Origin of the sequence: Yoonia sp. (genome assembly GCF_030731595.1) — a bacterium.
Taxonomy (GTDB): Bacteria; Pseudomonadota; Alphaproteobacteria; order Rhodobacterales; family Rhodobacteraceae; genus Yoonia.
The window spans coordinates 16,121-37,090 of sequence record NZ_JANQTS010000055.1; the positions used below are offsets into that span (position 1 = coordinate 16,121).

The 20,970-nt window shown below is 60.3% G+C and carries 22 protein-coding genes; 10 read left to right on the top strand and 12 right to left on the bottom strand.

Annotated elements, in window-relative coordinates; genetic code table 11:
* The first annotated feature begins 26 nt into the window (after window positions 1–26).
* The 3 genes from NWQ23_RS05480 to NWQ23_RS05490 are packed head-to-tail and all read left to right on the top strand — an operon-like array spanning window position 27 to window position 1,340.
* Window positions 27–656 (top strand): MarC family protein, encoded by a 630-nt coding sequence (locus NWQ23_RS05480; RefSeq protein WP_306165248.1) that lies wholly within the window; start codon window positions 27–29, stop codon window positions 654–656.
* A gap of 16 nt (window positions 657–672) precedes the next feature.
* Window positions 673–1,251 carry a TIGR02281 family clan AA aspartic protease gene (locus NWQ23_RS05485; RefSeq protein WP_306165249.1) on the top strand — a complete coding sequence of 193 codons (579 nt, stop codon included), beginning with the start codon at window positions 673–675 and terminating at the stop codon, window positions 1,249–1,251.
* Window positions 1,248–1,340 (top strand): DNA polymerase III subunit chi, encoded by a 93-nt coding sequence (locus NWQ23_RS05490; RefSeq protein WP_306165250.1) that lies wholly within the window; start codon window positions 1,248–1,250, stop codon window positions 1,338–1,340. The genes NWQ23_RS05485 and NWQ23_RS05490 overlap by 4 nt, the downstream gene beginning before the upstream one ends.
* Before the next feature lie 28 nt (window positions 1,341–1,368).
* On the opposite strand, the gene NWQ23_RS05495 is transcribed toward NWQ23_RS05490, so the two are convergent.
* Window positions 1,369–1,833 carry a DNA polymerase III subunit chi gene (locus NWQ23_RS05495; RefSeq protein ID WP_306165251.1) on the bottom strand — a complete coding sequence of 155 codons (465 nt, stop codon included), beginning with the start codon at window positions 1,831–1,833 and terminating at the stop codon, window positions 1,369–1,371.
* A gap of 1 nt (window position 1,834) precedes the next feature.
* Entirely contained in the window at window positions 1,835–3,301 is a 1,467-nt protein-coding gene (locus tag NWQ23_RS05500) for a leucyl aminopeptidase (RefSeq protein ID WP_306165252.1), read from the bottom strand.
* 143 nt (window positions 3,302–3,444) lie between these two features.
* On the opposite strand from NWQ23_RS05500, the gene lptF reads away from it, so the two are divergent.
* Genes lptF through rsmA form a run of 6 tightly spaced genes read left to right on the top strand, consistent with a single transcriptional unit; the run spans window position 3,445 to window position 10,856 of the window.
* A complete protein-coding gene (gene lptF / locus NWQ23_RS05505; protein WP_306165253.1) occupies window positions 3,445–4,575 on the top strand; it encodes an LPS export ABC transporter permease LptF in 1,131 nt (376 codons plus the stop codon).
* A complete protein-coding gene (lptG, locus tag NWQ23_RS05510) occupies window positions 4,572–5,666 on the top strand; it encodes an LPS export ABC transporter permease LptG (protein ID WP_306165254.1) in 1,095 nt (364 codons plus the stop codon). The genes lptF and lptG overlap by 4 nt, the downstream gene beginning before the upstream one ends.
* Window positions 5,666–7,765 (top strand): LPS-assembly protein LptD, encoded by a 2,100-nt coding sequence (locus NWQ23_RS05515; RefSeq protein ID WP_306165255.1) that lies wholly within the window; start codon window positions 5,666–5,668, stop codon window positions 7,763–7,765. The genes lptG and NWQ23_RS05515 overlap by 1 nt, the downstream gene beginning before the upstream one ends.
* A gap of 20 nt (window positions 7,766–7,785) precedes the next feature.
* Complete coding sequence (locus tag NWQ23_RS05520; protein WP_306165256.1) at window positions 7,786–9,006, top strand: peptidylprolyl isomerase; 1,221 nt, start codon at window positions 7,786–7,788, stop codon at window positions 9,004–9,006.
* On the top strand, window positions 9,003–9,965 hold the full coding sequence (gene pdxA, locus NWQ23_RS05525) for a 4-hydroxythreonine-4-phosphate dehydrogenase PdxA (RefSeq protein WP_306165257.1): 963 nt from the start codon (window positions 9,003–9,005) through the stop codon (window positions 9,963–9,965). The genes NWQ23_RS05520 and pdxA overlap by 4 nt, the downstream gene beginning before the upstream one ends.
* 45 nt (window positions 9,966–10,010) lie before the next feature.
* Complete coding sequence (gene rsmA, locus NWQ23_RS05530; RefSeq protein ID WP_306165258.1) at window positions 10,011–10,856, top strand: 16S rRNA (adenine(1518)-N(6)/adenine(1519)-N(6))-dimethyltransferase RsmA; 846 nt, start codon at window positions 10,011–10,013, stop codon at window positions 10,854–10,856.
* A 39-nt stretch (window positions 10,857–10,895) separates the two neighbouring features.
* Here rsmA and NWQ23_RS05535 read toward each other — a convergent pair whose 3' ends face one another.
* The 7 genes from NWQ23_RS05535 to NWQ23_RS05565 all read right to left on the bottom strand — a co-directional run bounded on the left by NWQ23_RS05535 (window position 10,896) and on the right by NWQ23_RS05565 (window position 17,106).
* Window positions 10,896–11,429 (bottom strand): DUF4167 domain-containing protein, encoded by a 534-nt coding sequence (locus NWQ23_RS05535; protein WP_306165259.1) that lies wholly within the window; start codon window positions 11,427–11,429, stop codon window positions 10,896–10,898.
* Window positions 11,430–11,645: 216 nt separating this feature from the next.
* Complete coding sequence (gene prmC / locus NWQ23_RS05540; protein ID WP_306165260.1) at window positions 11,646–12,440, bottom strand: peptide chain release factor N(5)-glutamine methyltransferase; 795 nt, start codon at window positions 12,438–12,440, stop codon at window positions 11,646–11,648.
* The gene (gene prfA, locus NWQ23_RS05545; protein WP_306165261.1) at window positions 12,437–13,492 is read right to left on the bottom strand and encodes a peptide chain release factor 1; all 1,056 of its coding nucleotides are present in this window, start codon (window positions 13,490–13,492) and stop codon (window positions 12,437–12,439) included. Before prfA ends, prmC begins: the two co-directional genes overlap by 4 nt.
* Window positions 13,493–13,510: 18 nt before the next feature.
* Window positions 13,511–13,954, bottom strand: a complete 444-nt coding sequence (locus tag NWQ23_RS05550) for a DUF1499 domain-containing protein (protein WP_306165262.1) — start codon at window positions 13,952–13,954, stop codon at window positions 13,511–13,513.
* A 65-nt stretch (window positions 13,955–14,019) separates the two neighbouring features.
* On the bottom strand, window positions 14,020–14,961 hold the full coding sequence (gene speB / locus NWQ23_RS05555; RefSeq protein ID WP_306165263.1) for an agmatinase: 942 nt from the start codon (window positions 14,959–14,961) through the stop codon (window positions 14,020–14,022).
* Window positions 14,961–15,929, bottom strand: coding sequence for an agmatinase (gene speB, locus NWQ23_RS05560; RefSeq protein WP_306165264.1), 969 nt, complete (start codon window positions 15,927–15,929; stop codon window positions 14,961–14,963). The genes speB (NWQ23_RS05555) and speB (NWQ23_RS05560) overlap by 1 nt, the downstream gene beginning before the upstream one ends.
* A gap of 16 nt (window positions 15,930–15,945) precedes the next feature.
* Window positions 15,946–17,106 carry a M20 aminoacylase family protein gene (locus NWQ23_RS05565; protein ID WP_306165265.1) on the bottom strand — a complete coding sequence of 387 codons (1,161 nt, stop codon included), beginning with the start codon at window positions 17,104–17,106 and terminating at the stop codon, window positions 15,946–15,948.
* 63 nt (window positions 17,107–17,169) lie between these two features.
* Between NWQ23_RS05565 and mazG the strand changes: the two genes are divergently transcribed.
* Complete coding sequence (gene mazG, locus NWQ23_RS05570; protein ID WP_306165266.1) at window positions 17,170–17,991, top strand: nucleoside triphosphate pyrophosphohydrolase; 822 nt, start codon at window positions 17,170–17,172, stop codon at window positions 17,989–17,991.
* Window positions 17,992–18,054: 63 nt separating this feature from the next.
* Here mazG and NWQ23_RS05575 read toward each other — a convergent pair whose 3' ends face one another.
* Genes NWQ23_RS05575 through NWQ23_RS05585 form a run of 3 tightly spaced genes read right to left on the bottom strand, consistent with a single transcriptional unit; the run spans window position 18,055 to window position 20,946 of the window.
* Entirely contained in the window at window positions 18,055–18,366 is a 312-nt protein-coding gene (locus tag NWQ23_RS05575) for a hypothetical protein (protein ID WP_306165267.1), read from the bottom strand.
* A 36-nt stretch (window positions 18,367–18,402) separates the two neighbouring features.
* A complete protein-coding gene (locus NWQ23_RS05580) occupies window positions 18,403–20,208 on the bottom strand; it encodes an ABC-F family ATP-binding cassette domain-containing protein (protein WP_306165268.1) in 1,806 nt (601 codons plus the stop codon).
* Window positions 20,209–20,217: 9 nt separating this feature from the next.
* The gene (locus NWQ23_RS05585) at window positions 20,218–20,946 is read right to left on the bottom strand and encodes a GNAT family N-acetyltransferase (RefSeq protein WP_306165269.1); all 729 of its coding nucleotides are present in this window, start codon (window positions 20,944–20,946) and stop codon (window positions 20,218–20,220) included.
* Window positions 20,947–20,970 lie beyond the last annotated feature (24 nt).

Sequence of the window (20,970 nt, forward strand, 5' to 3'; positions counted from 1 at the left end):
ATTTGAGAGCGTCAAAGAGGACAGAGATGACCGAGATTCCCGCCCTGATCGCCGCTTTCACGACGATCTTCATTATCATCGACCCGCCGGGGCTGGCACCGGTCTTCATCGCGCTGACCCAAGGGATGACAGCCGCACAACGGCGCGCGATTGCGATACGGGCCTGTATTGTCTCGGCAGGCTTGATGCTGGTGTTCCTCTTTCTGGGCGAGGCCGTGCTGGGGTTCATCGGGATATCGATGGACGCCTTCCGCATCGCAGGCGGGATCCTGCTGTTCCTGACTGCACTTGATATGCTGTTTCAGCGCAGGCAGGCGCGGCGTGCGGACAGTGCAGCCGAAGGGCAAGCCGAACATCACGACGATCCATCGGTCTTTCCGCTGGCGCTGCCGCTGATCGTGGGGCCGGGTGCGATTACCACGATCATCCTGCTGGCTGGCGAAGCGCAAAGTGCAGCGGATTTCGGGGCGATTGCCGGCGTGCTGCTTGGCGTTTTGTTTATCGTCTTCGCGGCCTTCCTTGCGGCCCCCGCGATCGAGCGGGCCTTGGGCAAGACCGGATTGAACATCGTCACCCGCGTTCTGGGCATGTTGCTGGCCGCCTTGGCAGTTCAATTCGTTTTGGACGGGCTGAGGGGTTTCGGGATCGGGGGATAGCCCCTATATCTCGGTCATGAGCACCGATCAAATCATGCAACTGACCTATCTTGTGCTGCTGGCGGCCGCCATCGGCGGCTCTGCCATTGTGGCCGGTCGCAGCAATATGGGCAAAATGGCGCAACAGGCAGCAATCTGGGCGCTGATCTTTGTGGGCGTCATCGGGGCCTACGGGCTTTGGGAAGATATCAGCAGCGATGTGAACCCCCGCCAAGCCATGGTGGACGAGCGCACCATCGCGGTGCCGCGCGGCAACGACGGGCATTATCATCTCACGCTCGACATCAACGACACGCCGGTCCAGTTCGTGGTCGATACAGGAGCCAGCCAAGTGGTCCTCTCGCAGCGGGATGCGGCCCGGATCGGGCTTGATCTGGCCAGCCTGCAATACTCGGGGGCGGCCAATACCGCCAACGGGGTGGTGCGCACGGCACCGGTGCTGCTGGATGAGGTCCGGCTTGGCGATATCACCGATAGCGGTGTGCCCGCAGTCGTGAACCAGGGCGCAATGGATGCGTCTTTGCTGGGCATGACCTATCTGGGCCTTTACGACAGGATTGAAATCGCGAATGGCCAGTTGGTGTTGCGCAGATGATCCGGGTTATTGCACTCTTGTTGGTCCTGACCGCCTGCACACCGACAGTGGAACTGCCTGAAGACTTCGATTCAAGCTTTGCGTTCTAGGACCATGGGGCGCAACAGGTCAGGAGGATCATGATCCACCTGACTTCTCGGCTTTCTTGGTCCACCTGCCCGCCTCTTGCGCCCAATACTGGGCATGACACCCTGCATCGGTCAGCGCTTTCCACTGTCCACGCGCCAGATCGAGCGCCACGCCGTCATGGCCGTCAAACAGGATGCAGGTCCGCTCCAATGCGGCCACCTCTTCCGCCGACACCTCTGCGCCACCGACACTCATGACACAGCCAAACCCTGCACTCGGCACATCGCCCAGCAAGACCGGCTGGTCGGCATCATGCGGTCCCCCCGCCAGCCCGTGGGGTAAAAACCCGTCCTCCGGCCCCTGCCAAAGCACATCATCCAGCCGCTTGAGCAAATCCGCATCCTTCCCGCGCACCAGAACGCGCCAGCCCGCATCCCGCGCCTTGCCGATCAGCATCGGCAGTGTGGCCTCGAGCGGGCTGTCGGTCAGGTGATAGAAGAACGCGGCCCCCATTCTAGGTCTCGTATTTATCCGCAATCAACCGGTTGAGCGCCATCACGCCCCATCCGGTCGCCCCCGCAGGGGCCAGCGCTGTTTCTTTCTTCACACTTGCGGTGCCCGCGATATCAAGATGGCACCACGGCACGTCGTCCTTGACAAAGCGCTGCAAGAACTGCGCCGCGGTGATCGATCCCGCAAAGCGTCCGCCGACATTCTTCATATCGGCAATCCGCGACTTCAGCAGCTCGTCATAGGCCGGGCCCATTGGCATCCGCCATGCGCCTTCGCCTTCGGCGGCGGCCGCTTTGATGAAAGCAGTGCTGAGTTCATCGGAGTTTGAAAAGACACCTGCGTTTTCATGGCCCAAAGCCACCAGAATCGCCCCCGTCAATGTGGCCAGATTGATCATGCCCACAGGCTTGAACCGCTCTTGGGCGTACCACAGCACATCGGCCAGCACCAAACGCCCCTCGGCATCGGTGTTGATGATCTCGATCGTGTCGCCTTTCATGGATTTGACCACATCACCGGGGCGGGTTGCACTGCCAGAGGGCATGTTTTCCACAAGCCCCACCAGACCCACGACATTGGCCTTGGCCTTGCGCAGCGCCAGTGTGCGCATCACCCCGGCCACCACGCCTGCCCCGCCCATGTCCATCGTCATGTCTTCCATGCCGCCCGCTGGCTTGAGACTGATACCGCCGGTATCAAAGACCACGCCTTTGCCCACCAGCGCAAAGGGGGCTTCCTTGCCGCCGCCGTTCCATGACATGACAACCACTTTGGAGGGGCTGTCAGACCCTTGGCCCACACTCAGCAACGTCCGCATTCCGAGTTTGACAAGGTCGTCCTCTTCCAGAATCTCAACCTCCAGCCCCAGTTCCTGCATGGCCGCAAGACGGGCTGCAAAATCATCCGTCGTCAGCACATTCGCAGGCTCGTTCGTCAGATCGCGGGTGAAAAACACGCCTTCGGCAATCGCGGCCATTGGCGCAGCGGTTTTGGCCACCTCTTCGGGCTGTGCGACCATGAATGTCACGGCCCCTGCCGGTTTCGCCTCTTCGGTCTTGTGGGCATCGAAACTATAGCCACGCAGCGCCAGACCCAAGGCGATCTCGTCCGCGCGTGCGACACTGCCTGCGAGCACCAAAAGGTCTTTGCCGCCCTGCGCCTTGGCCAGTTGCGCGCCGGCCTTGCGGGCCTCCTGACTGCTGGGTCTGCGGCCCAGTTTGATGACGCAAACGGCCTCTGCCGCCATGCCAGCGGGATAGGCAAGCGTCGACAGATCGCCGGCGGCCATCTTTTCAAATGCGGCACTTTCCACGAAGCGCGCCAATGCCTTGCGCATCAGTGCGTTCACCTTGCGGGCCCCTGCGCTCAGCTTTCCCTCCAGATCCACGAATACGACGACCTTGCCCGTGGCATCGGCCACGGCATCAAGATCGACATCTTTGAATTGAATTTCTGCTGGCATTGTCATTGGCATTCCTCGGGACCGGATCTGATTGATGCGGCAATAGGTAGCCCGCAGCCCGCATAATGACCAGATAGCTGTTCAATCCGCCGCAGGGATCGGCTAGTTTGACCCCAATCAGGCGAGCGGCCACGGCAAAGGACAAAACATTGGCACGATTTGACAGATATTTCCTGTCGCAGTTGATGGTGCTGTTTGGCTTCTTCAGCCTCGTGCTGGTTTTGGTCTATTGGATCAACCGTGCGGTCGTCCTGTTTGACCAATTGATTGCCGACGGGCAATCGGCGGTTGTTTTCCTTGAGTTCACGGCGCTGTCCCTGCCTTCTGTCATCAGGCTCGCTTTGCCATTGGCGGCTTTTGCGGCGGCTGTCTATGTGACCAACCGCATGTCAACCGAAGCAGAGCTGACGGTGGTGCAAGCCACCGGCTATTCGCCCTTCCGTCTTGCGCGGCCTGTGCTTTATTTCGGTATTGTCGTGGCGCTCTTGATGTCGTTGCTGATGCACATCCTCGTTCCGCTCAGCAGTGCTCGGCTGGCCGAACGGCAAAGCGAGATTGCACAGAATATCACATCGCGGCTGTTGACCGAGGGGCAATTTCTCGAACCCATCAACGGTGTGATGTTCTATATCCGCGAGATCACGCCCGAGGGCGAATTGCGTGATATCTTTATCTCTGACACACGAGACACTGATGATCAGGTCACTTATACCGCCGCGCGGGCCTTTTTGGTCCGGGACGGTGACACAACGCAGCTGGTGCTGATTGACGGGCTGGTGCAGACATTGCGCATCGCCGATCAGCGGCTCTTTACGACCTCATTTGATGATTTCGCCTATAACGTCGGCAATCTTATTGCGCCTCTGCAATCGCGCGGGCGCAGGGATACGCATATTTCAACCTGGGAACTGCTCCATCCCACGCCAGAGCTTCAGGCGGAAACACGCCAGACTGCGGCAGATTTGCTCACAAGGGCCCATGACAGGTTCAGCCAGTCCATTCTTGGTGCGGTCGCAGCCCTATTGGGGTTTGCGGCACTGATGGTCGGCGGCTACAGCCGCTTTGGTGTCTGGAGGCAGATCATCGGTGCCATCATCTTGATTATCATCGTGAAGGCTGTTGAAACCACCGGTCTGCGACTTGCGCGCAGCGACCCGCACCTTTGGTTCGCGGCCTATCTGCAAAGCGTGGTCGGCCTTTTGATGATCTGGTTCCTGCTTTTCTGGGCAAGCCGCCCTTACCTGTTCAAACGCCGGATCAAGGAAACAGCCGCCCCATGATCCTGCATCGCTACTTTGCCCGGCGCTTTTTGACGACATTCCTTGGTGTCGCCGGCGTCTTCTTTTTGATCATGCTTTTCATTGATCTGGTCGATCAGGTGCGCCGCTATGCGTCAGCGGATGCCAGTCTTGCCGATTTGCTTGTGCTGAGCCTTTTGAACATCCCGCAAGGCATTTACGCCATCCTGCCCTTGATCATGATCCTTGCATCCATCGCACTTTTTCTCAGTCTGGCACGATCGTCCGAACTGGTGGTCACCCGTGCCGCAGGCCGATCGGCGTTGCGGGCCTTACTGGCACCATTGGCTGTTGCGCTGATGATCGGCGTTCTGGCGGTGGCCATCCTTAACCCGATCGTTGCAGGCACCTCGAAGGAATACGAAGCACGCGGTGACGCGCTGCGCGGGAATGCCTCGGTCTTGTCTATCGGCTCATCGGGGCTCTGGTTGCGCCAAGGCTCTGACGAAGGCCAAACCGTGATCCGGGCGCAAAGCGCCAATCTTGATGGCACACGGCTGACCGATGTGACATTCCTGACCTTCGGCCCTGCGGGTGGCCCGAATTTGCGGATCAGCGCAGCATCGGCAGAGCTGATCACTGGCGCATGGCTGCTGCGCGATACAAAATCATGGGTGCTCGACGACGAGACAACGCCGGAAGCAAGCGCGACAAGCCGGCCCGAGTTGAACATTCCCTCAACCCTGACCCCCGACCAGATCAGAGACAGCTTTGGCACACCATCCTCGATCCCGATCTGGGAGTTGCCAGCCTTCATCGAACGCCTGCGCACTGCCGGTTTCTCGGCACAGCGCCATTTGGTATGGTTCCATACCGAACTTGCCATGCCTGTCTTTCTGGTTGCGATGGTCTTGATCGGAGCCGCCTTTACATTGCGGCATCAACGGGGGGGGCGCACGGGGTTGATGGTGATGTTGGCCATCATTCTTGCCTTTGTGGTCTATTTCATCCGGAATTTCGCGCAAGTGCTGGGTGAGAACGGGCAGTTGCCTGCCCTTTTGGCTGCTTGGGCGCCGCCTTTGGCCGCCATCGGCTTGTCGCTTGGCATCTTGCTGCACAACGAGGACGGCTGATGCGCCGACTGTTGCTTTTGCTCATGCTGTGGTTTCCCGGATCGGCTGGCGCCCAGGGGGCGGCGACTTTGGTCGCGGACACCGTGCAGCTGAACGGGGAGGACCAGTTGATCGCAAGTGGCAACGTCGAGGTTTTCTTTGAGGGAAACCAGCTGACGGCTTCGCAAATCATCTATGATCAAACCAGCGACACATTCGAGGTCACGGGCCCCATCTTTATCAAGGCTGCTGATGGGACGATCCTGACCGCGACAACAGCAACGCTCGACCCGCAGCTGGAAAACGGCATCTTGCAAGGTGCGCGGATCGTGCTGGACCAGCAACTTCAACTGGCGGCAAACCAGATCGACCGGCGTGCGGGCCGGTATTCGCAGCTTTACAAATCCTCTGCCACCTCTTGTCGCGTGTGCGGGACCGGGCCACCCTTGTGGGAAATCCGTGCCGAGCGTGTCGTACATGATCTGCAAGAAAAGCAGCTTTATTTCCGCAACGCGACATTCCATGTGCGCGGCGTGCCTTTGTTCTGGCTGCCAGCCATGCGCCTGCCCGACCCTACCCTGGACCGGGCGACAGGATTTCTGGTCCCGATGCAGCGGAACACCACCCAGTTGGGATTTGGGATCAAGCTGCCGTATTTCATCACACTTGGGGATTCCCGCGACCTGACCGTGACGCCCTATGTTTCGCCCGAAACAAGGACGTTGGAACTGACCTACCGCCAAGCATTCCTGCGCGGCTATATCGAAGCGAATGCCGCGATCAGCGACGACACACTACAGGAAGAGAACAGGTCTTACATTTTTGCCAGAGGCAACTTTGATCTGAATAGAGACTATAAGCTTGCCTTTGACATCGAGGCGGTCAGCGATCCCGCTTATCTGGCAGACTACGGTTATGCAGACAAAGACCGGCTGGACAGCGCTATTTCCCTGCTGCGCGTGGCCGACGCATCCCTTTTTCAAACGCGGTTCATCTACTACCAAACCTTGCGCGATGGTGAATCCAATGCGTCCCTGCCGCCAATCATCGCCGACATCAACTATGAAGAGCGCTTTGCGCCCACTTTCGGCGGGACCCTGAAATACAGGGCCAGTGCTGATCTGGCCCATCGCTACAGCAATACCGATGGTGCCGCCGGGCGGGATCTGGCGCGGGGCGGCGTTGCCGGGGCGTGGCAAAACAGCTGGGTGCTGCCGCAGGGTTTTGTGGCCGATGCCGAGATCGGTGTGCGCACGGATTTCTATGTTGTCCAAGATGACAGCGCTTTTGCGCAAAACGACCTGAGATTGGTGCCAAGCGCCGGTGTCACGCTGCGGTGGCCGATGGCGCGCCAAGGCGCAGAAGGCACAACGCACCTGCTCGAGCCGACAGTCAGCCTCGGTTGGGCCGAGCTTTACGGCGGCACCCCTCCCAATGAGGACAGCACACGCACGGAACTGGACCGCGCGAACCTCTACGCGATTTCGCGCTATGCTGGCGATGATGCCGTTGAAACCGGCGCGCAGGTCGCCGCCGGACTGACATGGACGCGGTATGGCGCTGCGGGGGTCACCTCGAGCCTGAGTTTTGGCCGGATCATGCGCGCTGACGCCGCCACAGGCTTTACACCGTCCTCTGGACTGGATGGGCAGCAATCCGATTGGCTTGTTGCCGGGCAACTGATTGCGCCAGGCGGGTTCTTGATAGATGCACGCAGCCTGTGGGACGAAACTGATGGTCTGCGTGTCGCGGACAGCCGTATCAACTGGCAAAATGACACGCTGACTTTGCGTGCGAACTTTTTGTGGCTGGGCCCAGATGCGCAAGAAGATCGGACCGGCACTAAATCGGAATGGACGCTGAGTGCAGAATCCAAGCTCAGTGAAACGTGGTCGCTGGATGTAGATGCGCGCTATGACTTGGTCACCGACAGACCCGTGCGCGCGGGCATCGGTTTGCGATGGCGAAACGAATGCGTGACCGTCGACGTTTCGGCCTCGCGCCGCTTTACGTCTTCGTCTACGGTTGAATCGTCCACCACATTTGGGCTAAGCGGCACTATCGGCGGCTTCTCGACGGGACGTGCCGCAGGCGGGATCGCAACAGGTTGTGGCAATTGAAACGAATGATGGGTCTTGGGATGCATAGAGGTTGGATCGCTGTTGCCTTGATCGCAATAGCCGCAGTGATGTCTGGCGGGCAGATGGTTGTGGCGCAGGGGCAGCTTGCACCGGCCATTACGGTCAATGATCGCGTCATCACACAATACGAACTGAACCAGCGTGAGCGCCTTCTTGAAGTGTTCCGCACCCCCGGAGACCTGAGGGAAGTGGCCCGGAACGGGCTGATCGAGGATCGTCTGAAGCAGCAAGAGATGGCGCGCTTCAACCTGCGACTGTCAGACGAGGCCCTGCAGCAAGAACTCGAAGCATTTGCCGGCCGTGCCGATCTGACCCTGCCGCAGTTTACCCAGATGCTGTCGCAGGAAGGGGTGGACATCAGTACGCTGCAAGACTTTGTCAGTATCGGCGTGCAATGGCGTGACTTTGTCCGTGGACGCTTTGGGCGCTCGGTGAACATCAGCGATGCGGATGTCGAACGGGCACAGGCGCGCCAAGGTGCGGGTACGACGCAGTTGGAAGTGCTCTTGACCGAAATCATCATCGCAGCCCCGCCAGAACGCGCCGCAGCAGCGCAGCAAGCCGCGGACCAGATCGCGCAGATGCGGTCCTTTGCCGCTTTCGAGGATGCCGCACGTCAGGTCTCTGCCCTGCCGTCGCGTGAAAATGGCGGGCGACTGGACTGGTTGCCGATTGACAACTACCCGCCGCAATTGCGCGGACTGATCCTGTCGCTTGAACCCGGCGAAGTCACAGCCCCCATCAATATTCCCAATGGGATTGCCCTGTTCCAACTGCGCGGACAGCGCGAAGCCGCGCGCCCCGTACAACCGCCCGTCAGCATTGACTATGCGATCTATGCGATTCCCGGTGGCCGCAGTGACGCCGGTTTGCGCCAAGCGGCGCAAGTGCGTGATCAGGTCGATACCTGTGATGACCTTTACGGCGTTGCCCGCAATCAGCCCGCAGAGGTGCTGGAGCGCGTCACAAGGGACCCTTCGGACATCTCCAGCGACGTCGCCATCGAACTCGCGCGTCTTGATCCGGGCGAGGTGTCAACGAACCTGACCCGCGATAACGGGGAAACGCTGGTGTTCTTGATGCTGTGCGCACGCAATAACGCCGGTGCGGGCAGCGCGGATCCGGAAACGATCCGTGGTCAACTGCGCAGCCAGCGGCTCACTGCTTTGTCGGATGCTTTGCTGGAAGACCTGCGCGCCTCGGCCATCATTCGTCCGTGACCAAACCGGTTGTCATCAGTTGTGGCGAACCTGCAGGCATCGGACCCGAGATTACTGTCGCCGCCTGGGCCGCGCTGAAAGGTGAAATTCCGCTTTTGTGGCTGGGCGACCCTCGGCACTTGCCCGCAGGCACAGCCTATCATGCAGCCACCGATCCGCAGGATATCCACCCCGGCAAACTGACGGTCTTGGCGCGCGACTTCGGCAGTCTGGCGGTTGCAGGCAAACCGAACCCCGCCCATGCCCAAGGGGTGATCGACGCGATTGCGGATGGTGTGGCGCTGGTCCAATCCGGTGCGGCGCGGGCGCTCTGTACCGCCCCCATCCACAAAGCGGCGCTGATTGACGGGGCTGCCTTTTCCTATCCCGGCCATACGGAATATCTTGCCGCTCTTGCGGGCACGGATCGGGTTGTCATGATGCTGGCTTGCGCGGCACTGCGGGTCGTGCCCACCACGATCCATATCCCGCTGGCCCGCGTGCCAGAGGCGCTGACCGCAAGTCTTCTGACCGACACGCTTTTGATCACCCATGCTGCCTTGCGCCGTGATTTCGGCATCGCCAAACCACGGATTGCGGTGGCCGGTCTGAACCCGCATGCGGGCGAAGGGGGCAAGATGGGCCAAGAAGAGATCGAGATGATCACGCCGGTCCTTGATGCCCTGCGCGCGCAGGGCATGGATATTTCCGGCCCTCTGTCCGCGGATACGATGTTCCATGCAGGGGCGCGCAAACACTATGACGTCGCGGTCTGCATGTACCATGACCAAGCCCTGATCCCGATCAAGACGCTGGATTTTTCCGGCGGCGTGAATGTGACATTGGGGCTGCCCTTTATCCGCACGTCCCCCGACCACGGCACCGCCTTTGATATCGCAGGCCAGGGGATCGCCGATGCGACATCAATGATTGCCGCAATCCGTATGGCCGCGCAAATGGCTGATGCACGGGAGGGCTGAGAGTATGGGAGCCTCCGGCGGGGATATTTATGCTCGGAAGAAACGATGAGCGGGATTGATGATCTGCCACCCTTGCGTGATGTGATCGCGACCTATGAACTGGCCGCGAAAAAGTCGCTGGGCCAGAATTTTCTGCTTGATCTGAATCTGACGGCCAAGATTGCACGGCTGGCCGGTGATCTGACCGGCGCGGACGTGCTGGAAATCGGGCCGGGTCCGGGGGGATTGACGCGCGGATTGCTGGCCGAAGGGGCGCGGCGCGTGCTGGCCATCGAAAAAGACCCCCGCTGCATGCCCGCTTTGGCCGAGATTGCAGCAGCCTATCCGGGGCGTTTGCAGGCCATCAACGGGGATGCGCTGACGGTAAACCCGCTGGAGCACCTGACCCCGCCCATCAAGATCGCGGCCAATCTGCCCTATAATGTGGGGACCGAACTGCTGGTGCGCTGGCTCACACCGCCGGAATGGCCGCCGTTCTGGGTGAGCCTGACGCTGATGTTCCAGCGCGAAGTGGCCCAAAGGATCGTCGCCACACCGGGGAGCAAGGCTTATGGGCGCTTGGCACTGCTGGCGCAGTGGCGCACGGACCCCAAGATCGTGATGGACCTACCGCCAGAGGCCTTTAGCCCGCCGCCCAAGGTCAATTCGGCCGTGGTGCATCTGACCGCCCTGCCCGCGCCGCGCTATCCGGCGGATCCCGCCGTGCTGAACATGGTGGTGGCCGCAGCTTTCAACCAGCGGCGCAAGATGCTGCGCTCTGCGCTCAAGTCGGTCAGCCCCCAGATTGAAGACCATTTGCACGCCGTGGGCATCAAGCCGACAGAACGGGCCGAGCAGGTGGGGCTAGAAGCCTTTTGTGCCTTGGCCCGCAGCCTCGCCACAGCAGGTTGACCCCAACAAAAAGCCCCCCGAAATCGGAGGGCTTGTCATTCACTCGGCTGCTTCCGGGGTGTTTCCCGCATCGGGCGCAGGGCGCGGTTTGCGCGGTGCCCGCGGTTTGCGCGGGCGCTGCGGCTTTTCTTCGGGTGTTTCGACCAGACCGCTGTCGCTCTCGTCCAGATCGCCCATGATATCGGGTGCACTGTCAGGCTGGTCCCCGCTTCCGGGCACATTCGACGCTGTCTCTTGCGCGCTGAAACGGTCCTGACGCTCGCGATCCCGCTCGGCCTGACGTTCGCGGTTCTGCATTTCCTGCTCATCACGCCGCTGGTCCACTTCGCGTTGCGCTTCGGCGAGCATGCGGGTGTAGTGTTCCGCGTGCTGGGCAAAGTTTTCTGCATTCACGCGGTCATTGGACAATTGCGCATCGCGGTGCAACTGGTTGTATTTCTCGATGATCTGTTGCGGCGTGCCGCGCACTTTGCCATCCGGGCCAGAGCTGTCAAACACCCGGTTGATGATGTTCCCGCCCGTAGGACGCGTATTGCGGTTTTTATTCCGCGACCGTGACTTCGATGATCTCATTGATGTGCTTTCAAGCCTTTGGCTGTCGTTGCGCTGGCTCATGTCGCGCCTTCATGCGCGTCTTGACTGTATGGCCCTGCGATATTTTGGCGACTAACCGGAGGAGAGGGTTGAAAGTGGCCCTCATCCCGTCCGATGGCTATGAATAAACACGCGTGCAGGTTCAAGACAAGCCCAAATTGCGCGAAGACGCGGAATTTGCATGATATCGCTGGGTTACGCCGCTGTTTTGGCGAAATATCCCGCCACAACCCGGTCGCGACCGTCCAGATCGGGGATGACACGGATATCCGCGAATCCCGCATCTTTCATCAAGGCTGTCACCGCTGCGCCCTGCGTCGGGCCGATTTCAAAGATCAACCGCCCGCCGGAGCCGAGATAGTCCGGCGCCGATTGCGTGATGACGCGGTAGGCGGTGAGCCCGTCTGCCTCGTCTGTCAATGCGATGCGCGGCTCGTAAAACTGGACCTCGGGTTGCAACGCCGCCATCTCTGCGGCGGCGATATAGGGCGGGTTCGAGACAATGAGATCGAAGGCCCCTGTGACTTTTTCAAACCAGTCCGATTGCACAAAATCCGCACGTTCTTCGAGTTGGAGAGCCGCACTGTTCTGCCGTGCAATATCCAGGGCGGCGGGCGAGATATCCGTGCCAACGCCCGTCGCCTGCCCTTGCGCATCCAGCAGCGACAGCAAAATGCATCCGCTGCCAGTACCAAGGTCGAGCACGCGCGCGAAGGGGTGCGCCAATGCCGCTTCGATCAGGGTTTCGGTATCGGGGCGCGGGTCCAGAACATCGCCTGTCACAATGAACCGGTGCTTGTAGAAATCGCGGTAGCCCAGAATATGCGACAGCGGCACGCGGCCTGCACGTTGTTCCACCTTCGCCAGAAAGGTTGGCCCGTCCTCGTCCGGTGTGGCACGCCACAACAGGCGCGCTTCGCGTTGGGGATCAGGGATTTGCGCCGCTGCCAGCAAAGCCGCCCCTTTGCGCAGCCAGTCGTCCGGTGTCACGCGCCCATTTCCGCCAGAAGCGTCGCCTGCGCATCGGACTGCAACGCGCTGATCACTTCTTCCAGATCGCCCTGCATGATCTGCCCCAGCGAATAGAGCGTCAGGTTGATCCGGTGATCCGTCATCCGCCCTTGCGGGAAGTTATAGGTCCGAATGCGTTCAGAGCGGTCCCCCGACCCTACCTGATTTTTGCGATCGGCAGAGCGTTCGCCGTCAATCCGCTGCCGCTCCAGATCAAAGAGCCGCGTTTTCAGCACCTGCATCGCGATCTCGCGGTTGCGGTGCTGGGATTTTTCGGCGCTGACGACGATCATGCCCGTGGGAATATGCAAAATCCGCACCGCACTATCAGTGGTGTTCACGTGCTGCCCGCCAGAGCCGCTGGCGCGCATCGTATCAATCCGCAGATCACCGGGATTGATCTGCACATCCACGTCCTCCGCCTCTGGCAGAACTGCCACCGTCGCCGCAGACGTGTGGATACGCCCGCCGCTTTCGGTTTCCGGCACGCGCTGCACACGGTGGACGCCGCTTTCGTACTTCAGCTTGGCAAAGACGCCTTCGCCCGCCACGCGCGCGACAACTTCTTTGATCCCGCCCAGTTCGGTCTGGCTTTCTTCCAGAATTTCGAATTTCCAGCCCTGCCCTTCGGCATAGCGCTGGTACATGCGCAGCAGATCACCGGCAAAAAGCGAGGCTTCATCGCCGCCGGTGCCGGGCCGGATCTCCAGCAGCGCGGGCCGGCCATCGGCGGAATCCTTGGGCAGCAGCGCCAGTTGCACCTCATGTTCGGACGCGGCCAGCTGGGCCTTGAGTTCAGGCAACTCTGCCTCGGCCAGTTCGCGCATTTCGGGGTCTTTGAGCATCGCTTGCGCGTCGGCAATCTGGGCGATCAGGTTTTTATAGGCCGTGACGGTTTCCACCACGGGGCGCAGGTCTGCATATTCCTTGCCCAGCGTCGCGATTTCAGCGCCAGCGGCACCATCAGCCATCTTCGCCTCCAGAAACTGGAAACGGTCGATGAGTTGTTCGATTTTGTCAGATGCGATCATAAGGCACCGATTGGCCGATCACAGAGGTTCGGTCAAGGGGCCAAGCGTTGAAAGCCACTCTTCGACCCGTGCGCGGTTTACACCAAGGTCGGACTGGCCAAAGCGCAAACGCCCATAAATCACCAGTAAATCGCCCTGCACACCGACGGTGGTGTGATCGGGAAAACCCCAGAACCGCGAGCGGGTTTGAAAGGTCAGCAGACCTTCGGCAGGGCTGCCCGCCAGCAAAACGGTGCGCGGTGTGGCCAGAGCGCGCGTTTCGACCGCAGCAAGGACCTGATCGGCGGGCGCTGTGATCCGCCGCGCGGCCAGAAAACTGCCATCCCCTGCGGTATCGCCGGGTTCTGTCACGTCAGGCAGGCTGTGCCATTGCGCCACATGCGTCGGCGCCAGACGGACATAGATCATCAGCCCCGCAATCAGGACCACGATCAAGGCGACAAGAAGGGCTGCGATACGCATCAGAAAAAAGACCTTTGGGTTATGTGTAAGGGGTATTTAGGCCGTCTTGCCGCGTGCTGCCAGCCCTAACGGTACGGCACACCGGGCAGGATCGAGAGCATTTCGAACATGATGTTGGCCCCCGTCAGCGCGGTATTGCCTGACGGATCATAAGGTGGGGACACCTCGACCAGATCGCACCCGACAATATTGAGCCCCCGCAAACCACGGATCAGTTCCATCGCTTGCGGCGTGGTCAGACCGCCGATTTCGGGCGTGCCTGTGCCGGGAGCATAGGCAGGATCAAGGCTGTCGATATCATAGGTGATATAGCAAGGCTGATCGCCGATTTTCGCTTTTATTTCAGCCGCTAAGGGGGTCAATGACTTGTGCCACAACTGCGGGGCAAGGAATTGGTTGAACCCCCATCCCGCCGCCTCGTTAAAGTCGTCGGCGGTATATCCTGTTCCGCGAAGACCGATCTGGAACACCTTGTCGGGGGTGATGATCCCTTCTTCATAAGCGCGGCGGAAGACCGTGCCATGGGTCTCGCGTTCGCCGAACATCTCGTCGTTCACATCGGCATGGGCATCCACATGCACCAGCGCCAAAGGTCCGTGCTTGGCCGCGACCGCCCGCAAGACCGGAAGGGTCAGCGTATGGTCGCCTCCAAGGGTCATAGGGATGAAATCATGCTTGAGGTGTGCCGCGTAAGTCTCTGTAATAATGCGGATACTGTCGCTGAGTGAAAACGTATTGATCGCCACATCCCCAAGGTCGGCGCATTGCAGCGCGTCAAAGGGTGCGGCCCCTGTCTGGATGTTGTAAGGCCGGATCATTGCCGATTGTTCGCGCAACTGCTTTGGCCCCATCCGTGTACCGGACCGCCAAGAGGTACCGATATCCATCGGGATGCCGATAAAACCCACATCAAGGCCCTCGGCCGATCCCACTTCGGGCAAACGCATAAAGCTTTGTGGGCCAGAGAAACGGGCCAGATCATTGCCGGAGATCGGTTGGTTCGGCATCATTTTGTCCTTTTATTCCAGAGTGCAAGACAGCAAAGCTCCATCGCGACATGGGCCCCTGCGATCGCTGTGGCCCCGGTGGTGTCATAAGGCGGCGAGACCTCGACGATATCCCCGCCCACCATATTGATCCCTGCCAGATCACGCAGGATCGCAGCGGTCTGCCAGCTTGCAAGTCCGCCCCAGACAGGCGTTCCCGTGCCCGGGGCAAAGGCGGGGTCAAGCGCGTCGATATCAAAGGTCACATAGGTCGGGTGATCGCCAACGCGGGTCTTGATCTGGTCGGTGACCCATGCGCTGCCCTTTTCGTGGCAGGTGCGGGCATCAATAAAGGGCATGCCCAGATAATCCGCGCAGTCTGTCCTGATTCCGATCTGGATCGAGCGGGTCACATCGACCAGCCCCAGCTTGACCGCCTTGTACATAAAGGTGCCATGGTCGATCCGGCTCATGTCGTCGTCTTGCCAAAGGTCGGAATGGGCATCGAACTGCACCACCGACAAAGGCCCGTATTTTTCGGCGTAGGCGCGCAGGATCGGCAGGGTGATAAAGTGATCCCCTCCCAGTGTGACCGTGCCACAACCCTGCGCCAGAATGCCCGCGATATGGGCCTGCACCAGCGCGGGCACGCCCGCAACATTGGCATAATCGAACGGCATGTCGCCATAGTCCGCGATGGCGCACTCACCCAAGGGGTCAAACCCGTCCCAGCCATAGGGCGGATCAAAGGGCTGCAAACTCGATGCCTCGCGGATGGCGCGCGGGCCAAAGCGGGTGCCGGGGCGGTGCGTGACCGCCTGATCAAAGGGAATCCCCGTGACGGCAAGGTCATAACCCGCCAGATCCTTGGTGTAATTGCGGCGCATGAAGGATGTGGCCCCGCCAAAGGCATTTTCAAAGGCCAACCCGCGCCGGTCCTCGCGGGTAAAGGCCGCATCCACCTCTGATTTTGCTTGATCCAGTGTCATCGGTCTATCCTCTTTCTTAGCCCGCGACAGGCAGGGCCCGCTCGACCAGCCGCGCAAAAAACGACGCCCCTGCCGGAGCGGCACCATCGTCAAAATCATAGGCGGGATGGTGCAGCCCGGCGCTGTCGCCATTCCCGACATAGAGATATGCACCGGGGCGCTTTTCCAGCATATAGGAAAAATCCTCTGCCCCCATGTCATACTGGCGGGCATCATCGACGAGGGGAGAGATCTCGCGCGCCACAGCGGCGGCAAAGGCGGTTTTCTCGGGGTCGTTGATTGTCGCGGGATAGCCGTATTCGTAAACCAGCTCGGCCTGCACATTATAGGCCGCCGCGTGGCCGGCTACGACCTCTTTCAGGCGCTTGTGGACCATGGCCTGTGTGTCCTTGTCCATCGTGCGGACCGTGCCGTTGATATAGGCCTTTTCCGGCACGATATTGTCCGCCGATCCGGTGTGGATCTGGGTGATCGAGATCACCAGATCGTTGTAGGGCTTGTGGTTGCGACTGACGATTGTCTGGATCGCATTCACGATGCCCACCGCAGCCACCACGGGATCAGCGGTCTCGTAAGGATAGGCACCGTGGCCACCAACCCCTGTGATATGGATGTGGATGGTATCGGCAGCCGCCATGATCGGCCCGGGCGTGGTGTAGAATGACCCGACAGCATCACCGGGGCCACTATGCAGCGCAAAGACCTCTGCAATATCGAAGCGGTCAAGAATACCCTCTTTGACCATAACCTCGCCCCCGCCGCCGCCTTCTTCGGCGGGCTGGAAGATCAGCGCCACGCGGCCGGCAAAGTTGCGCGTTTCCGCCAGATAGCGGGCGGCCCCCAAAAGCATCGTGGTATGTCCGTCGTGGCCGCAGGCATGCATCTTGCCGGGCACGGTCGAGGCATAGGGCAGACCTGTCATCTCCTGCATCGGCAGGGCGTCCATGTCTGCCCGCAAGCCGATTGTCGCACCCTCGCGCTGGCCATTGATAATCGCGACAACGCCGGAGGTTGCGATGCCTTCGTGGATTTCGTCGACACCGAATTCGCGCAGCCGCTCTACCACAAAGGCCGCCGTCCCGTGGCAGTCGAACCCCACTTCGGGATGTGCGTGCAGATGGCGGCGCCACGCGGTCATATCCTCGGCATAGTCTGCGATACGGTTGATGATTGGCATCTCTGGTGCTCCGGGCGCTCTGGCAATAGGGTTCCAGTTGACCGCAACAAGAGACCCTGTGCAATGGCTGATGATACCCTGATACACGATCCCGAAGGCGGGATGCCCCGTTTGCTGGAAATCATGCGCCGATTACGTGATCCAAAGACCGGCTGCCCTTGGGATATCGAACAGGATTTCGACAGTATCGCACCCTATACCATCGAAGAGGCTTATGAAGTGGCCGACGCCATCGCCCGCAGCGATTGGACCGAGTTGGAAGGCGAATTGGGCGATTTGTTGCTGCAGACCGTCTATCACACCCAGATGGGTGCCGAGGCCGGGCATTTTACCTTTGAAAGCGTCGTGAAAGCGATCAGCGACAAGATGGTCGCCCGCCACCCCCATGTCTTTGGCGACGAATCGCGCGAGAAATCCGCCGAACAGCAGGTGGCGGATTGGGAAAAGATCAAGGCGGCGGAACGGGCGGGCAAGGCACAGATGCGCACGCTGGATGGGGTGGCTGTCGGCCTGCCTGCCCTGACCCGCGCTGTAAAACTGCAAAAGCGGGCCGCCCGTGTGGGGTTCGACTGGCCCGATGTGAGCCATGTGATTGACAAGATCGTCGAAGAGGCCGGCGAACTGGTCGAGGCGCGCGACACCCTCACCCAGCGCGAGGTTGAAGAAGAGTTCGGCGATCTGCTGTTTGTCGTCGCCAATCTGGCGCGGCATCTGGAGATTGATCCCGAAGCCGCCCTGCGCGCCACCAATGCGAAATTCACACGGCGGTTTGAGGCGGTGGAGGATGCTTTGGCCGCCCGCGGCAAGACACCCGCGCAAAGTGATCTGGCCGAGATGGACGCCTTGTGGGATGCCGTGAAACAGGTGGAAAAAGGCCAGCGCTGAGGGGGCTGTCTGCCCCCGCCCTGACGGGCCCCCCGAAGGTATTTTTGAACAAAAGAAGCTGGATCAATCAGGCTGGCAAGTCTTGCGTTGGTTATCACGCGCTGCAATGAGTATCCCGTCGCTGAACGTGACATGGGCGAACTTCGCGCCAATCACTTCATCGTAAATATAGCTCTTGCAGATAATCGATGGATCGCTTGGCGAAGCTTCTTCAAATTGCGGCGCACCGATGGTCGCTTCGACCTGCGCAGGTGTCATCCCGAGTTGCAGACGATTTACTCCGCTGTCATTTGTTCCCTCAATAGGACCGAGAGGCGCACAGGCAGCAACCCCAATGGCAAGACAAATGGTGATCGTTCGATGAAGGGCAGGCATGAAAGGGCTTTCTGAAAGGTTGAATACAACCTTAGGTTATCCCGCCTTTTCTTCGAGCGTCAACCATTCTTCTTCGGCATCGGAGAGCGCGTTTTGCCGCGCGATCAGGGCATCTGTCGCCTTTTCGAATTTCAGCGGGTGTTTGGTGAAAAGCTCGGGATCGGCGAGCAGCTCTTCCAGTTTACTGATCTCGGCGGTCAGTTTGTCGATCACGCCGGGGAGTGCCTCTAGACGGTGCTTTTCTGTAAAAGACAGGCCGGCGTTCGTTTTCTTTTCAGGGGTTTTGTCTTTTTTGGCCAAGGGCTTGGAGGCTTCTTTGGATTCAAGGAAATCGCCGCCCCGTTGTGCGCGATAGTCGGTCCAGCCGCCGGCATAGACCACCGCCTGCCCGTTACCTTCCATCGCGATGGTCGTTGTGGCGACACGGTCGAGGAAGTCGCGGTCGTGGCTGACCAGCAGCACGGTGCCGTCATAATCGCCCAAGATGTCCTGCAACAGATCCAGCGTTTCGATGTCCAGATCGTTGGTCGGTTCGTCCAGCACCAGAAGGTTGCTTTCGCGCGCCATCAAGCGCGCCAGCAGAAGCCGTGCTTTTTCACCGCCAGAAAGGGACTTTACAGGGGCGCGGGCCTGCGCTTCGTTAAAGAGAAATTCCTTGAGGTAGCCCACAACGTGTTTGGGGGTGCCGCGCACCATGATCTGGTCGGATTTGCCCGACACGCCCAGTTCGGGATCATTGGCAAGGTTTTCCCACAGCGTCATATCGGCGTTCAGCGCCGCGCGGCTTTGGTCAAAGACCGCGATATCAAGGTTTGTGCCCAGTTTGACCGTGCCCGCATCAGGGGCCACCTGCCCCAGCAGCATTTTGATCAGTGTGGTCTTGCCCACGCCGTTGGGCCCGACAAAGGCGATCCTGTCGCCGCGCTGCACGGTCAGGTCCAGCCCCTGCACGATCTGTTTGCCGTCAAAGGATTTGGTCAGGCCTGTCGCCTCGACCACTTTCTTGCCCGAGGTGCTGCCGCCGTCAAAGGCCATGGCGGCCGTGCCTTGCCGCTTGATCTGACTTGCCTTTTCGGCCCGCAGGTCCTGCAACGCCCGCAACCGCCCTTGGTTTCGCGTCCGGCGGGCAGAGATGCCTTCGACCGCCCATCGCGCCTCGGCCTTGATCTTGCGGTTCAACTTGTGGCGCTGCTGGTCTTCTTCTTCCCAGATCTTGTCGCGCCATTCCTCGAACCCGTCAAAGCCCTGTTCGGCCCGGCGCACAGCGCCCCGGTCGATCCAGAGCGTGGCACGGGTGAGTGCGCGCAGGAATGCGCGGTCATGGGAAATCAGGACAAAGGCGGCGCGGGTTTGTTTCAGCTCTTGTTCCAGCCAGGCAATCGCCTCGATATCAAGGTGGTTGGTTGGTTCGTCGAGCAGCATCAGTTCGGGCGCTTCGGCCATCAGTTTGGCCAGTGCCGCACGGCGCCGTTCCCCGCCCGAGGCTGTGTTCACATCGCCCGCGGGATCGAATTTCAGCCCTTCGGCCACCATTTCGACCTTATAGGCCTCGTCCACGTCCAGCCCGCTGGCCGCATAATCGCCCAAAGTGGCAAAGCCCGCCATCGTGGGGTCTTGCTCCATATAGCCGACCTGCACGCCGGGTGAGGCCACGCGGGTGCCGCTGTCGGGCAGGACAAGCCCCGCCATGACCTTCATCAAGGTCGATTTTCCCGATCCGTTGCGGCCCACAAGGGCCACCCGGTCGCCGGGTTGAACAACCAGTGACAGGTCTTCGAATACGGGATCGCCGCCGAAGGTGAGGGCGATATCGGAAAGCTGGAGTAAGGGTGCGCGTGCCATATGCGCCTGCTATGACAGCGGCGCATCCTGCGCAAGAGCCCGCAGCGCGCGGGCGCGTGCTGGCGGAACTTTTGCGACCTCCAGACAGGTGAAAACATGCATGGTGTTCAGGCTGCGGTCGATCACCGCATGGTCCCCGACCCAGCCGCCCATCGCAAGGTAGGTGCGCAAGAGTGAGGGCATCGGCGTCGTGCCCGCGTGGTCCATCTGGGCAAACCGCACGGTCTCGCAGGCTTTCATGCCGGGGCGCAGCGTATCGGGGCCAAGATGACATCGCGCCAACTGTGCAAAGGCCTGCCCGTAGGGTGCGGCATCGGTCCCTGCAAAGCTGGTACACCCAAAGAGCAGCCCCACGTGCTGGCGATCAACCAATTGCGTCAGATGCCCCCATGCGACCCGCAGCACATCCGCATCCAGCACATCCGCCGCGACACAAAAGCGCCCGATCTCGATCATCGGACTACCGATAGCCGCCAGCCCGCGCAGATCATAGTATTGCGCCGCATAGCCACAGGACAGCGCCGCGCCGCTTGCCATTTCGAACAGGCGCACCGTGGCGACCAGCCTGCCTGCCTCATTCTCGATCATCAGATGCCGGCAAAGCAGGTCAAACCGGTCCGCATCAACGCCGGGGCGGCCAAAGAAACACTGGTGGCGCAAGCGCTGGCAGACACCGACATCCCTGGCGGACACGGCAAACCGTGCCGTATAGTGCCCTTTGTGAAACGGAATTGTCATCAACTCTTACCTTGGCGAACCTGA